11 protein-coding genes are annotated in these 12709 nt (G+C 71.3%); 7 read left to right on the forward strand and 4 right to left on the reverse strand.

Going from position 1 to position 12709, the window contains the following annotated elements; translation table 11 throughout:
* The first annotated feature begins 3 nt into the window (after nt 1-3).
* Genes ACWC2B_RS18825 through ACWC2B_RS18855 form a run of 7 tightly spaced genes read left to right on the forward strand, consistent with a single transcriptional unit; the run spans nt 4 to nt 7655 of the window.
* On the forward strand, nt 4-1029 hold the full coding sequence (locus tag ACWC2B_RS18825; protein ID WP_450717855.1) for an NAD-dependent epimerase/dehydratase family protein: 1026 nt from the start codon (nt 4-6) through the stop codon (nt 1027-1029).
* Nucleotides 1026-2300, forward strand: coding sequence for a DUF4910 domain-containing protein (locus ACWC2B_RS18830; protein ID WP_450717857.1), 1275 nt, complete (start codon nt 1026-1028; stop codon nt 2298-2300). The genes ACWC2B_RS18825 and ACWC2B_RS18830 overlap by 4 nt, the downstream gene beginning before the upstream one ends.
* Before the next feature lie 5 nt (nt 2301-2305).
* Nucleotides 2306-3595, forward strand: coding sequence for a hypothetical protein (locus tag ACWC2B_RS18835; protein WP_450717959.1), 1290 nt, complete (start codon nt 2306-2308; stop codon nt 3593-3595).
* Complete coding sequence (locus tag ACWC2B_RS18840) at nt 3592-4548, forward strand: glycosyltransferase family 2 protein (protein ID WP_450717859.1); 957 nt, start codon at nt 3592-3594, stop codon at nt 4546-4548. Before ACWC2B_RS18835 ends, ACWC2B_RS18840 begins: the two co-directional genes overlap by 4 nt.
* A complete protein-coding gene (locus ACWC2B_RS18845; RefSeq protein WP_450717861.1) occupies nt 4545-5774 on the forward strand; it encodes a polysaccharide pyruvyl transferase family protein in 1230 nt (409 codons plus the stop codon). Before ACWC2B_RS18840 ends, ACWC2B_RS18845 begins: the two co-directional genes overlap by 4 nt.
* On the forward strand, nt 5771-6322 hold the full coding sequence (gene rfbC / locus ACWC2B_RS18850) for a dTDP-4-dehydrorhamnose 3,5-epimerase (protein ID WP_450717863.1): 552 nt from the start codon (nt 5771-5773) through the stop codon (nt 6320-6322). Before ACWC2B_RS18845 ends, rfbC begins: the two co-directional genes overlap by 4 nt.
* Before the next feature lie 7 nt (nt 6323-6329).
* Entirely contained in the window at nt 6330-7655 is a 1326-nt protein-coding gene (locus ACWC2B_RS18855; protein WP_450717865.1) for a glutamate-1-semialdehyde 2,1-aminomutase, read from the forward strand.
* 12 nt (nt 7656-7667) lie between these two features.
* On the opposite strand, the gene ACWC2B_RS18860 is transcribed toward ACWC2B_RS18855, so the two are convergent.
* The 4 genes from ACWC2B_RS18860 to ACWC2B_RS18875 all read right to left on the reverse strand — a co-directional run bounded on the left by ACWC2B_RS18860 (nt 7668) and on the right by ACWC2B_RS18875 (nt 12403).
* Nucleotides 7668-8330 carry a phosphatase PAP2 family protein gene (locus ACWC2B_RS18860; RefSeq protein WP_450717867.1) on the reverse strand — a complete coding sequence of 221 codons (663 nt, stop codon included), beginning with the start codon at nt 8328-8330 and terminating at the stop codon, nt 7668-7670.
* Nucleotides 8331-9153: 823 nt separating this feature from the next.
* Nucleotides 9154-9357 carry a hypothetical protein gene (locus tag ACWC2B_RS18865; RefSeq protein ID WP_450717869.1) on the reverse strand — a complete coding sequence of 68 codons (204 nt, stop codon included), beginning with the start codon at nt 9355-9357 and terminating at the stop codon, nt 9154-9156.
* A gap of 165 nt (nt 9358-9522) precedes the next feature.
* Nucleotides 9523-11067: an SDR family oxidoreductase gene (locus ACWC2B_RS18870; protein ID WP_450717871.1), complete on the reverse strand. Its 1545-nt coding sequence runs from the start codon at nt 11065-11067 to the stop codon at nt 9523-9525.
* Nucleotides 11068-11671: 604 nt separating this feature from the next.
* Nucleotides 11672-12403 carry a ferritin-like domain-containing protein gene (locus ACWC2B_RS18875; protein WP_450717873.1) on the reverse strand — a complete coding sequence of 244 codons (732 nt, stop codon included), beginning with the start codon at nt 12401-12403 and terminating at the stop codon, nt 11672-11674.
* Nucleotides 12404-12709: the final 306 nt, after the last annotated feature.

The raw sequence follows: 12709 nt of genomic DNA on the forward strand, positions 1-12709 counted from the left end.
ACTTTGCGCGTACTGCTCACCGGACACCAGGGCTACCTGGGCACCGTGATGGCCCCGGTCCTCATGGCCGCCGGACACGAGGTCGTCGGCCTCGACGCCGGCCTGTTCGCCGACTGTGTCCTCGGGCCGGCGCCCGCGGACCCGGCGGGACCTCGCGTGGACCTGCGCGACGTCACGGCCGACCACGTGGCCGGGGTGGACGCCGTGATCCACCTGGCCGCGCTCTCCAATGACCCCCTGGGTTCGCTGGCGCCGCAGCTCACCTACGACATCAACCACCACGCGTCCGTACGTCTCGCCCGCCTTGCCCGCGATGCCGGAGTGCGGCGCTTCCTGTACGCGTCGACCTGCTCGGTCTACGGTGCCGCCGGCGGTGACGAGCTGGTGGCCGAGGACGCCCCGCTGCGCCCGGTGACGCCGTACGCGGAGTCGAAGGTGCGGGTGGAGGACGACCTGCACGCGCTGGCCGACGGCGACTTCAGCCCGGTGTTCATGCGCAACGCCACCGCCTTCGGCTTCTCACCCCGGCTGCGTGCCGACATCGTCCTGAACAACCTGGTGGGCCACGCGCTCCTGTCCGGCGAAGTCCTGGTGATGTCCGACGGCACGCCCTGGCGCCCGCTGGTGCACGCCGCCGACATCGCACGGGCCTTCACGGCCGCGCTGACCGCGCCGCGCGAAGCGGTGCACGACCGGGCGTTCAACATCGGCAGCGAGGTCAACAACGTCACGGTCGCCGAGATCGCCGAGCAGGTCGCCGAGGCGGTGTCCGGCTCGAAGGTGGTGATCACCGGGGAGACCGGTGCCGATCCGCGATCGTACCGGGTGGACTTCTCCCGGTTCCGTGCCGCGGTGCCCGGCTTCGACTGCGAGTGGACGGTGAAGCAGGGTGCGCTCGAACTCGCCGACGCCTACCGGAAGTTCGGCCTGAACCGGGAGGACTTCGAGCGACGCTTCACCCGCCTCGCCGTGCTGCGCGCGGCGTCCGACGCGGGCGCCGTCGACGAGACCCTGCGGTGGCGCCGATGACCTCTGTCGGCGAGGAGATGCATGCCCTGGTGGAGCGGCTGCACCCGCTCTGCCGCAGCATCACCGGCGACGGGGTGCGCGCCACCCTGGACATCGTCGGCGAGTACGTCCCGCTCCAGGTGCATGAGGTGCCGACCGGGACGCAGGTGCTCGACTGGACCGTGCCGCAGGAGTGGAACATCCGGGACGCGTACGTCGCCGACACCGCGGGCAACCGGGTCATCGACTTCGCCGCGTCCAGCCTGCACGTGCTCGGCTACAGCGTGCCGGTGTCGAGGACCATGCCGCTGGCCGAGCTGCGCGCACACCTGCACACCTTGCCGGACCACCCCGACTGGGTTCCGTACCGCACCAGTTACTACCAGCCGGAATGGGGGTTCTGTCTGGCCCAGGCGACCTTGGACGCCCTTCCGGACGGCGAGTACGAGGTGCTCATCGACTCCACGCTCTCGGACGGCCACCTCACCTACGCCGAGCACGTGATCCCGGGCCAGGTCCCCGACGAGGTGATCGTCTCCTGCCACACCTGCCACCCGTCGCTGGCCAACGACAACCTGGCAGGCATCGCGGTGGCGACGTTCCTGGCCCGCGCGCTGGCGGAGCAGACCCCTTACTACACCTACCGGTTCATCTACGCGCCCGGCACCATCGGGGCGATCACCTGGCTGGCCCGCAACGCGGAGCGGATCGAGCGCGTGAAGCACGGGCTCGTGCTGGCCTGCGCCGGCGATTCGGGCCGGCTGACGTACAAACAGAGCAGGCGCGGCGACGCGGAGATCGACCGGGTGATGCGGCACGTCCTTGATGCCTCCCAACGCCCGCACCGCGTCACCGAGTTCACTCCGTACGGCTACGACGAGCGGCAGTACTGCTCCCCCGGGTTCGATCTCGGCGTGGGCTCGCTCAGCCGGACCCCGTATGCCGGCTACCCCGAGTACCACACCTCGGCCGACAACCCGGGCTTCGTCTCTCCGGGGGCGATGGCGGACACCCTCGCGGTGTGCCGCGAGGCGTTCGCGGTCCTCGACCGCAACCGGCGGTACGTCAACCTCAGCCCGTACGGGGAACCGCAGCTGGGCCGACGCGGGTTGTACGACTCGCTCGGCGGCCGCAGCGACGCGAAGCAGGCTCAGATGGCCATGCTCTGGGTGCTCAGCCTTTCCGACGGCGAGCACAGTCTGCTTGATGTCGCCGAGCGGGCCGGGCTGTCGTTCGACACCGTCGCCGGCGCGGCCGACGCCCTGGGCGCCGCCGGGCTGATCAAGGCATGACGCCGATGACCACCGAGGAGGAGAAGACGTCGGCACCGGCCGGATCCGCCCGGCGCGCCTTCGCCGGCCGGCTGTCCTGGGGGCTGGCCGACCAGGCGGCCTCCAGCATCAGCAACTTCGCGGTGGGGATCTACGTGGCGCGCTCGCTGGGGGTGACCGCGTTCGGCGTGTTCAGCCTTGCCTGGGTGACGTACGGCGTGGTGCTGAACGTCTCCCGCGGCCTTGCCACCGATCCGCTCGTGGTGCGCTTCAGCGGCGTGCCGGACGCGCCCTGGCGCGGGGCGGTGGCCCGGTCGTCGGGTACCGCGCTCGGGGTCGGCGGCGCCATCGGCGCGGTGTGCCTGGTGGCCGGCCTCGCTCTCGGCGGCAGCATGGGGCCCGCGTTCGCCTGTCTCGGCGTCATGCTGCCGGGGTTGCTGCTCCAGGACGCCTGGCGGTACTCGTTCTTCGCCGCGGGCATCGGGCGGAAGGCGTTCGTCAACGACCTCGTGTGGGGCGTGACGCTCGTCCCCGCGATGGTGGTGGCGGCCCGCGTGGGCAGCGTGGCCGCCTTCGTGCTCGCCTGGGGCGGGTCCGCCGCCGTGGCCGCGGTGTACGGCTGCGTCCAGTCCGGTATCCGGCCCCGGGTGACCGGAGCGCGCCAGTGGCTGCGTACGCACCGCGACCTGGGCTACCGGTACCTGGTCGAGAACACCTGCGTCAGCGGCGCGAGCCAGCTGCGGGCGTACGGGCTCGGTGCGATCGTCGGGGTCGGCGCGGTGGGTGCGGTCCGGGGTGCCGAGCTCCTGCTCGGCCCCTTCCTCGCCGTGCTGATGGGGCTGTCCCTGGTCACCGTCGCGGAGGCGGTACGGGTGCTGCGACGGGCCCCGCACCGCCTCGGCGCGTTCTGCCTCGTCCTTGGCGGCGGGCAGGCCGCCGCCGCGCTGCTCTGGGGCGCGGCGCTGCTGCTGATGCCGGACCGGCTCGGCGAGCTCGTACTCGGCGATGTCTGGAGCTCCGCCTCGGGGCTCATCGTGCCCGCCGTGCTCGGCGTCGCGGGCGCCGGCCTCGGCACGGGCGCTGCGGCCGGGCTGCGCGCGCTCGGCGCGGCCCGGCTCAGCCTGCGCTGCCAACTGTTCGCCTCCGCCTGTTATGTCGGCGGCGGGCTCGGCGGGGCGGCCGTGGCCGGCACGGTCGGCTCGGCCTGGGGCGTCGCCGCCGCGACCGTCTGCGGCTCGGCCGCGTGGTGGCTGCAACTGCGGTCCGCCCTGCGCGAGCGCCACCGCAACCCCATCCGCGAAGTGAGGACGCCATGACCGCCCATCCCCGGCTGAGCATCGGCCTGCCCGTGTACAACGGCGAGGAGTACCTCGCCGAGGCCCTCGACGCCCTGCTCGGCCAGACCTACGAGGACTTCGAGCTTGTCATCTCCGACAACGCCTCGACCGACGGGACGCAAGTCGTCTGCCGCTGGTACGCGGCGCGCGACTCGCGCATCCGGTACCTCCGGCTGCCCCGGAACATCGGCGCCGCACCGAACCACAACTACGTGTTCACCGAGTGCCGCGGGGAGCTGTTCAAGTGGGCTTCGCACGATGACCTGTACGCCCGTGACCTGCTGCGTCGCTGCGTGGAGGCGCTTGACGAGCGGCCGGACGTGATCCTCGCCCACTCCGGTCAGGCGGTCATCGACGGCGACGGCCGGGTGAAGGTCCCGTACGAGTACGGGATCGCCACCGACTCGCCGCACGCGCCGGAGCGCTTCCGCAGTTTCCTGTTCGAGCCCGGTGGCGACGACTTCTACGGGGTGATGCGGGCCGACATGCTGCGCCGGGTGCGGCCGCACGACAGCTATCACCACGCGGACCGCACGTTCGTCGCCGAGATCGTCCTGAACGGTCCGTTCCACCAGGTGCCGGAGCTGTTGTACTTCCGCCGCGACCATCCCACCCGCGCCGAGCGGGCGAATCCCGGCAAGCGCTCCCGGTGCGTCAACCTGGACCCGCGCCGGGCAGGCCTGCTTCACCCGACACCCCGGCTGCTCGCCGAGTACGTCTGGGGCTTCGCCTCGGCGATCCGGCGGGCGCCGTTGTCCCCGGCCGACCGGCGGGCGTGCTACCGGCACCTGGCCGCCTGGATGACCAGCCGGGTGCGGCCGGGCGCGGGCGAGCGGGTCGAGGACCGCGCCCCGGTCGATCCGGGCCGGATCACCGTCTCCGTCGACGCCCTCGTCGCCGGGCGGGAGAGCCGTGAGGGGACGCAGGCATGACGCCCGTGCGCGTCGGGGTGTTCGGCCTGCTCGGCTCCGGCAACCTCGGCAACGACGGGTCGCTGGAGGCCGTGCTCCATTACCTCCGCGCCGAGCACCCGGAGGCGGTCGTGGACGCGCTGTGCGGTGGACCCGAGGTCGTCGCGGCCCGGTACGACATCCCGGCGACGCGGCTGCACTGGTACCGCGGGGAGTACCGGACCGCGTCGCGTGCGGGCGCGATCGCGGCGAAGGGCCTGGGCAAACTCGTCGACGCCGGCCGCACCGCCGCCTGGGTGCGCCGGCACGACGTGGTGATCGTGCCGGGCATGGGCGTCCTGGAGGCCACGCTGCCGCTGCGGCCGTGGGGCTTCCCGTACGCGCTGTTCCTGCTCTGCGCGTCCGGGCGGCTGTTCGGCACCCGGGTCGCGCTGGTCGGGGTCGGCGCCGACGCGATCCGCAACCGGTCGACCCGGGCCCTGGTGCGCTGGTCGGCGCGCCTTGCCACGTACCGGTCGTACCGTGACGACCTGTCCCGCGACGCCATGCGGACGATGGGCGTGAACACCGCACGGGACGCGGTCTGTCCGGACCTCGCCTTCTCCCTGCCGGCACCGCAGGCGAGCCCGCCCTCGGATCCATCGGGCCCGGTCTGTGTCGGCGTCATGGACTTCCACGGCGGTGACGACGACCGAGCGCGGGCCGAGGAGATCCACCGACGCTACCTCGACGGCACCATCCGGTTTGTCCGCACGCTGGTCGAGGACGGCAGGCCGGTCCGGCTGGTCACCGGAGACGAGTGCGACGCACCCGTGGTCACGGCGATCCTCGACGCGGTCGACTCGCCGCTGGTCACCGCCGCCGAGGCGGCCTCGCTTGCCGACCTGATGAAGGAGATGGCGGCCGCCGACACGGTCGTGGCGACCCGGTACCACAACCTGATCTGCGCGCTGAAGGTCGGCGTGCCGACGCTCGCCCTCAGTTACGCGGCGAAGAGTGACGCGCTCATGGAGAGGATGGGCATTGTCGCGTACTGCCATCCGGCCCGTGAGGTCGACGTCGATCAACTACTGTGCCAATTCCGGGCGTTGGAGCGCCGGTCGGCCGCGGTCCGGCAGACGCTCGCCGAGCGGAACCTGACCGTCGCGCGGCAACTCGCCCACCAATTCACCGCCTTGACCGCGGCCCTCTTCCCGGCGGCCGCACACGCCCAACCCCCTGCCGACGCCCTGCGGGAGACCTCATGAAAGCGACCGAAGTCCCGGAGATCGACGGGGCGTACCTGTTCGAGCCGACACCGTACGCCGACGAGCGCGGCTTCTTCTGCCGCACCTTCGACGCGGAGGTGGTGCGCGCGGTGGGTCTCGACCCGAACGCCTTCGTGCAGGACAGCGTGTCCCGCTCGGTCCGGGGCGTGCTGCGCGGACTGCACCTGCGCTCCGGCGCCGGCGAGGCGAAGCTCGTCCGGTGCTCGCACGGGAAGATCTTCGACGTCGTCGTGGATCTGCGGCCCGGCTCCCCGACCTACCGCAACCAGGCCTTCTTCGAGCTGTCCGGCGAGACGCAGGTGACCCTGTACATCCCGGCGGGGTGCGCGCACGGCTTCCAGGCGCTGACCGAAACCGCCGACACCTCGTACCGGATCGACCGGCCGCACGACCCGGCTGAGGACGTGACGATCGCCTTCGACGACCCGGAGCTCGCGATCCCCTGGCCGCTGCCGCCCGCGTTGATGTCCGAGCGGGACCGGAAGGCGCCGAGCCTCGCCGAGGCCCTGAAGCAGAAGGAGAGCTGAAGTCACCGTGGACACCGAAGAGTTCAGCCTGTCCCGGTCGCGGGCGGCGAACGAGCGGCTGCACGCCCTGATCCCCGGGGGCGCGCACACCTACGCCAAGGGCGACGACCAGTATCCCGAGAACCTGGCCCCGGTCATCAGCCACGGCCGCGGCGCCCATGTGTGGGACATCGACGGCAACCGCTACATCGAATACGGCTCCGGCCTGCGGTCGGTCAGCCTCGGCCACGCGCACCCGCGAGTGCTGGAGGCGGTGCGCCACGAACTCGACCGCGGCAGCAACTTCGTACGGCCGTCCATCGTCGAAGTCGAGGCCGCGGAACGCTTCCTGGCCACCGTGCCGACCGCCGAGATGGTGAAGTTCGCGAAGAACGGCTCCGACGTCACCACCGCCGCGGTGCGCCTCGCCCGCGCCGCCACCGGACGCCCGAGGGTGGCCATCTGCGCTGACCACCCGTTCTTCTCGGTCGACGACTGGTTCATCGGTACGACGCCAATGTCCGCCGGTATTCCGGCAGCGACCACCGAGCTCACCGTGGCCTTCCCGTACGGGGACCTGGCCGCGACGGAGGAGCTCCTGACCCGATACGAGGACGAGATCGCCTGCCTGATCCTCGAACCCGCCGGTCATGTCGAGCCCCCTCGCGGGTACCTGTCCGGCCTGCGCGAACTGGCCGACCGGTACGGCTGCGTGCTGATCTTCGACGAGATGATCACCGGCCTGCGCTGGTCGGAGGCGGGCGCCCAGGGTCTGTACGGCGTCGTCCCCGACCTCTCCACGTTCGGCAAGGCGCTGGGCAACGGATTCGCCGTCTCCGCCCTGACCGGGCGCCGGGACCTGATGGAGCACGGCGGGCTTCGCCACTCCGGCGACCGGGTGTTCCTGCTGTCCACGACGCACGGCGCGGAAACGCACTCGCTGGCCGCCGCGATGGCCGTGCTCACCACGTACGTCGATGAGGGCATCACCGCGCAACTGCACGCGCTCGGCGAGCGGTTGGCCGCCGGTGTCCGTGAGGCCGCGGCCGGCATGGGCGTCGGCGACCACGTCGTCGTCCGGGGCCGGGCCAGCAACCTGGTCTTCGCCACCCTGGACGGGAACCTGCAACCGTCGCAGCGGTACCGCACCCTGTTCATGCGGCGGCTGCTCGCGGGCGGAGTGCTGGCCCCGTCGTTCGTGGTGAGCAGCGCGCTCAGCGACACCGACATCGACCGCACCGTCGACGTGGTGGCCCAGGCATGTGCGGTGTACCGGAAGGCACTGGACGCCGGCGATCCGACGCCCTGGCTGGGCGGACGGCCGGTGAAGCCCGTGTTCCGCCGCCTGGCGTGATGTGACGTGGTGTCAGCGGCGCTCCCGTCGACCGGCGTCGGCCGCCCGGTCGACCAGCCACGCGGTCGCCGGTATCACCGCCAGCGCGGTGCACCAGCCGCCGAGGACGTCGGTCGGGTAGTGCGCGCCCAGGGCGACCTGCGCCCAGCCCATGGCGGCGCCGGCAACCAGCGCCGCGGCGAGCACGAGTAACGCGCCGGCCGTCCTGCCGAGGCCGAGCCGACCGGTCGCCAGCAGCGCCAGCACGAGGGCGAGCGCGGTGGCGAAGGCGGTGTGCCCGCTGGGGTAGGACAGGTTGTCGTCGCCGTGGATGGTGCGCCCCACCAGGTACTTGAGCAGCGTCGCCGCCACCACGGTGATGCCGACCCCGGCAACGACGAACGCGGCTGCGCGTGGACGCCGACGCAGCAGGCAGCCCGTCACGACGGCCACCACCAGCATCGACGATCCGGCGGGTTCCCCCAAGAAGTCCATGGCCAGAGCGACGTACCGCCACGGTGGCCGCACACTGTCGGCCGTCGGCCGGATGATCCACCTGTCCACCGCGCCCGGCTCGCCGTCGCCGGCGTACAGAATTCCGATCACGACGACCACCAACGCGGCGAGCGCCGCGATCAGCCCGAGCGGCGCACGCAGCGACGAGGGCAGCACTGCGGGCGCCGGCCGGTCGGTCATACGCCCACCGCGTCCGGTCGGCCTGCGGCGGCTTGCCGCGATCGGCACAGGCGATATGTGCGGTACCTGCGATACACGGCGTTCCGGATGCCGACTTCTTGAGGCGGGGTGAGGGCGCGGCCCTTCATCCGACCGATGGGCAGCGATGAATCAACGGCTGACAAAGGGCAGGTCACTGAACGGCGGATCGGCCTGCTGGGGCGCGTCACCAGTCATCCTCCAACAGCCATGGCGGTGAGACCGTCGCGAGCGACTCCCCGAAGTGCCCAACTAGTGCGTCCGAGTTGGTGACCAGCACCCGTTGTTCGCGCCACGTCCCGAACGCCGTCCTCTTTCCGCAGATGGCCAGACGAGATCATGTGCACGTCCACCGTATGACAAGAGGGTCCGCCCCAACACCCAACTCCCCCCAGAATTCTGGCTATTGCCAAAGCAGTACGGCAACGCCGACGGCTGGGAGGCGAGACACTCGATACCGAGGAGAAACTCGCGCTCCTCGTCGAAGAGTCCCTATTCCGTAGCCATCCGGTACCAACTCGTGTTGACCTTGTCGGCCATGTCCGGGGCGTCGACATCAGCGATCTCTTCGGGACGGGAGTCGAATCGACGGTGCTCGGGGCGGGCACTCGCAGGCCCGTATCCCGGTGGCCGAGGGGCAGCGGGACTTCGCCTCGGAGCCGCTGCACGAAGTGGCTGGTGGGGCTGCCGGATCGGCGGCCCCAACCACGGTGTGCCGGTCCGGCAGCCCAAGAGCACGGCATCGACGGGCGTCCGCGGGCTCCCGGAGGGGCGGGGCAGTGGGGGCCGTGCCCGCACCGGGCGGTCAGGGGTATTGGCGGGTGAGGATCGTCCAGTCCTCATCCGCTCGGCCCAGCACCAGACGGCTGTCACTCTCCCGCTGCCGGGCGAGCGCGGTGAAGATCGGCTCCCGCCCGGGGCGCGGACGGGCGGGGCCGCGTTGACGCAGGGGGGCGCGGGCCTGGCCGGCGTTCCGCGGCAGGGCGAACCCCTCGCGGGCGACGTCCATGACGTCCTCGGGAGGGCCTGCCGTCCCTCGGGCGCGCGGCGGACGGCGAGCTCGGCGGCACCCCGGGCAAGATGGCTGCGCGTTCGGCGGCGTCGAGGGTGCGGCCGTTGAGCGCGGCCAGGACCTGCCGCCACAGCGTCACAGCCCGCTCCATCGGGACGTGGTTCAGGTGCGGCGGTGCGACGTCTCTGCAGGAAGACCGGCATCCGCCTCGGCGGCTTTCGCCACGTTGCGGGCCATTCCGCCGAATACGACGGCGTGGAACGGAGAGATGCTCCACCAGTAGGCGTGGCCGAGCAGTCCACGTGGGTGGAAGATCGCCCTTTGGCGGTACCGGGTCCGTCCGTGCTCATCGCGTTGTGCAGTCATCTCCAGCCATGCGAGACCGGGCAGCCTCATCTCCGCGCGCAGGCGCAGCAGCTGACCGGGAACGATCTCTTCGACTCGCCAGAAGTCCAGCGAATCGCCGACGCGCAACCGGTGCGCGTCGCGGCGGCCGCGTCTGAGGCCCACTCCCCCGACCATCCGGTCGAACCAGCCGCGCAACGCCCAGGCCAGCGGGAAGGAGTACCAGCCGTGGTCCCCGCCAATCCCCTCCACCACTCGCCACAGGGCGCCTGTGGACGCATCGACGGTGCGCTGGCGGATGTCGGTGTACAGACTGCCACCTGCCCACTCGGGGTCGGTGGGCAAGGGATCGCTGGGCGCGCCGGGTACGGAGGCATTGGACCAGCGTGTGACGACCTGGGCCTCACGGACTCGCTTGAGGGCGAGTCCGAGCGCCTCATCGAAACCGAGCGGAGCCCCCTGCATGTCCGGCACATATCGCGCGATGTCGTGCTCGTCGCAGACCACTTCGTGCCGTAGCGACTCTGCGAGGGGCCTGGCGATCGACGGGGGCACCGGGGTTACCAGGCCGATCCAGTGGCTGGAGAGCCTGGGCGTGAGCATGGGCACCGGAAGGATCAACCGGTGCGGAAGGCCGGCAACCTTCGCATACCGTTCCATCATGTCGCGGTAGGTCATGATGTCCGGGCCGCCGATGTCGAAAGCGCGGTTAACTTCACGGGGCATGCCGGCGCTGCCGACCAGATAGCGCAGGGCGTCCCGGATGGCGATGGGCTGGATGCGGCTGCTGACCCAGCTGGGCGTGACCATGACTGGTAGGCGTTCAGTCAGGTACCGGAGCATCTCGAACGAGGCCGAGCCTGAGCCGATGACGACGGCGGCGCGCAGCACCGTGGCCGGCACTGGAGAGGCCAGGAAGATCTCGCCCACCTCCGCGCGTGAACGCAAGTGCACCGACAGGTCCTCGACCGGGACATCGGCGGGGACGAGCCCGCCCAGGTAGACGATCCGCCGTACTGCGGCCGTCGCAGCCGCGTCAGCGAAAGCGCGAGCGGCCCTGCGGTCGGTCTCCTCGAAGCCCGAACCCGCGCCGAGCGCATGCACCAGGTAATACGCAACGTCGATGCCGCGCAGCGCGTCGACCACGGAAGCCGTGTCGGTGACGTCGCCCCGGACAACCTCCACCCGTCCGACCCACGGATGGTCGCGCAGCTTTTCGGGAGACCGAGCCAGGCAGCGCACTTGGTAGCCGGCCTCAAGCAGCGAGGGCACCAGCCGGCCGCCGACGTACCCCGTCGCACCGGTCACCAGACACCGCAGGGCCGGAGCCGCAGCGCGCTCCCGCGTATCTCCTGAATCCATCCCGACACCTGCTCTCTATGCCCGTCCGGCAACAAGACCCTCACCGCCGACGAAATCTACGGTGGCATCCGTACTCCGGACAGTGAGACACGGGCCTCGGTTGCGCAGCACACCGTTCCCGCGCACGACCGCCTCCTCCTCCCAGCAGCCGGCCCTCGCCGCTGCCCATCACGTGCAGCTGCCCTTCAGGGTCGCCGAGTGGGGCAAGTTCCGCACACCGAGCCGCGTGAGCGGTTGGCCGTAACCTTCCCGGGCACCCCGTCTTCCGTTCTGCCCCGGACGGTGTGGCATCTGCCAGGCGGCGGGCCGGTCATCCCCGTCGCTGCTGATCTGCGGCGGGGCGCGCACCGCGAGATGGCATCCACCAACGCGTCGAATGATCTGCGCTTCCAGGACCTCGTCCTGGGTCGAGACCACGGGCAACCGACCATGCCCGACGCCCACCGCGAGAGACCAGACCGACGCCCACGACGCCCGCAGTGGTCGCGGACGCGGCCCGCACGATGCCGCACACCCTGCGCTCGCTCCGCGACGGCACCCTCTACGAAACCCGAACACCCCGCCTCACTTGATGAAAGACATAGAGGCCCCCCGGGCTCGCCCGTCAAGATGTCACCGCCCACTCATCCGGGCGTGGCATCAGCACCGCGGAGACCACGGACTTCGACGAGGCCATGATGTCGGCCAGGAATCGGCGGCGACCGACGCCGAGTCGGCGCAGCGCCGGGCCGTGGTCGGCGGCCACGATCCCAGACACCCCGAGCAGCAGCAGTCGCCACAGAGCCATGCTCGGGCGCCGTACCGCGCTGGGCAGTTCGGCAAGGGAGGCGTGCAGCCGCTCGCAGTGGAAGGGGACGTGCCTCTGCTCATCGGACAGGATCCGCGCCGCCACATCGCTGGTGAGCGGGTCCTCGGTGCCGTCGCGCAGGGCACGGTAATAGCGCAGTGCCACCACCTCCGCGATCATGAGCACCAGCAGTTCCGTGCGTAGACCCATCAGGCGCCTCAGCCGTACGAAGACCGTGTCGCTCCAGTGCCCGGCGAGCGTCGGCACTCCCCCGACGGCCAACAGCCGGGCGAGCAGCCGGGCGTGGTTCTGCTCCTCGGCGATGAAGAGCCGGACCGCGTCCGCGTAGTCCGGGTCGCCGGCCTGGTCGGCCTTGGCGCAGAGGTTCGCGCCGTCACCGTCCTCGCCAACCTGGAAGCGCTGAACACTGGCCCACACGCTCGGATGCAGCGTCGCGCCCAGCCCCCAGTCCGGGTCGCCTTCGGCACGCCTGCGCTCGCGCTCGTCCTCGAACCGCCGTGTCCACTTGGCGAATTCCGTGGTACGCATCCGACCTCCCCTTGCCCGAACACAACGGCTGCGCCCAGGAGAGAGGGAGACGCCTGCGACCACCAGATCGTTCCCCCTGTGGTGAAGATCCGGTGGGGGGCAGCGACCGCCTCGCCCGCCATGACGAGCCAGGTGGTGCGGCAGGGCCTCCTCTCGGCCACGGCCGCCTGCCGGGCCGCGCCCGTTCTTCCTCAAGCTCGCGCAGCCGTTTGCGCAACGCGGCGACTTCCGCCGAGTCCGGTGTCGGCGTGACCGACGGGGCCGTCGAAATGGGCACCGAAACGGCGTCCGTCGGCGGCCCGTATC

It is taken from the genome of Streptomyces sp. NPDC001415 (genome assembly GCF_053597395.1).

Coding starts and splice junctions, on each gene's coding strand:
- ACWC2B_RS18830 (WP_450717857.1), top strand. CDS start 1,026: ATGACCTCTGTCGGCGAGGAGATGCATGCCCTGGTGGAGCGGCTGCAC.
- ACWC2B_RS18835 (WP_450717959.1), top strand. CDS start 2,306: ATGACCACCGAGGAGGAGAAGACGTCGGCACCGGCCGGATCCGCCCGG.
- ACWC2B_RS18840 (WP_450717859.1), top strand. CDS start 3,592: ATGACCGCCCATCCCCGGCTGAGCATCGGCCTGCCCGTGTACAACGGC.
- ACWC2B_RS18845 (WP_450717861.1), top strand. CDS start 4,545: ATGACGCCCGTGCGCGTCGGGGTGTTCGGCCTGCTCGGCTCCGGCAAC.
- rfbC (WP_450717863.1), top strand. CDS start 5,771: ATGAAAGCGACCGAAGTCCCGGAGATCGACGGGGCGTACCTGTTCGAG.
- ACWC2B_RS18860 (WP_450717867.1), bottom strand. CDS start 8,330: ATGACCGACCGGCCGGCGCCCGCAGTGCTGCCCTCGTCGCTGCGTGCG.
- ACWC2B_RS18865 (WP_450717869.1), bottom strand. CDS start 9,357: ATGGACGTCGCCCGCGAGGGGTTCGCCCTGCCGCGGAACGCCGGCCAG.
- ACWC2B_RS18870 (WP_450717871.1), bottom strand. CDS start 11,067: ATGGATTCAGGAGATACGCGGGAGCGCGCTGCGGCTCCGGCCCTGCGG.
- ACWC2B_RS18875 (WP_450717873.1), bottom strand. CDS start 12,403: ATGCGTACCACGGAATTCGCCAAGTGGACACGGCGGTTCGAGGACGAG.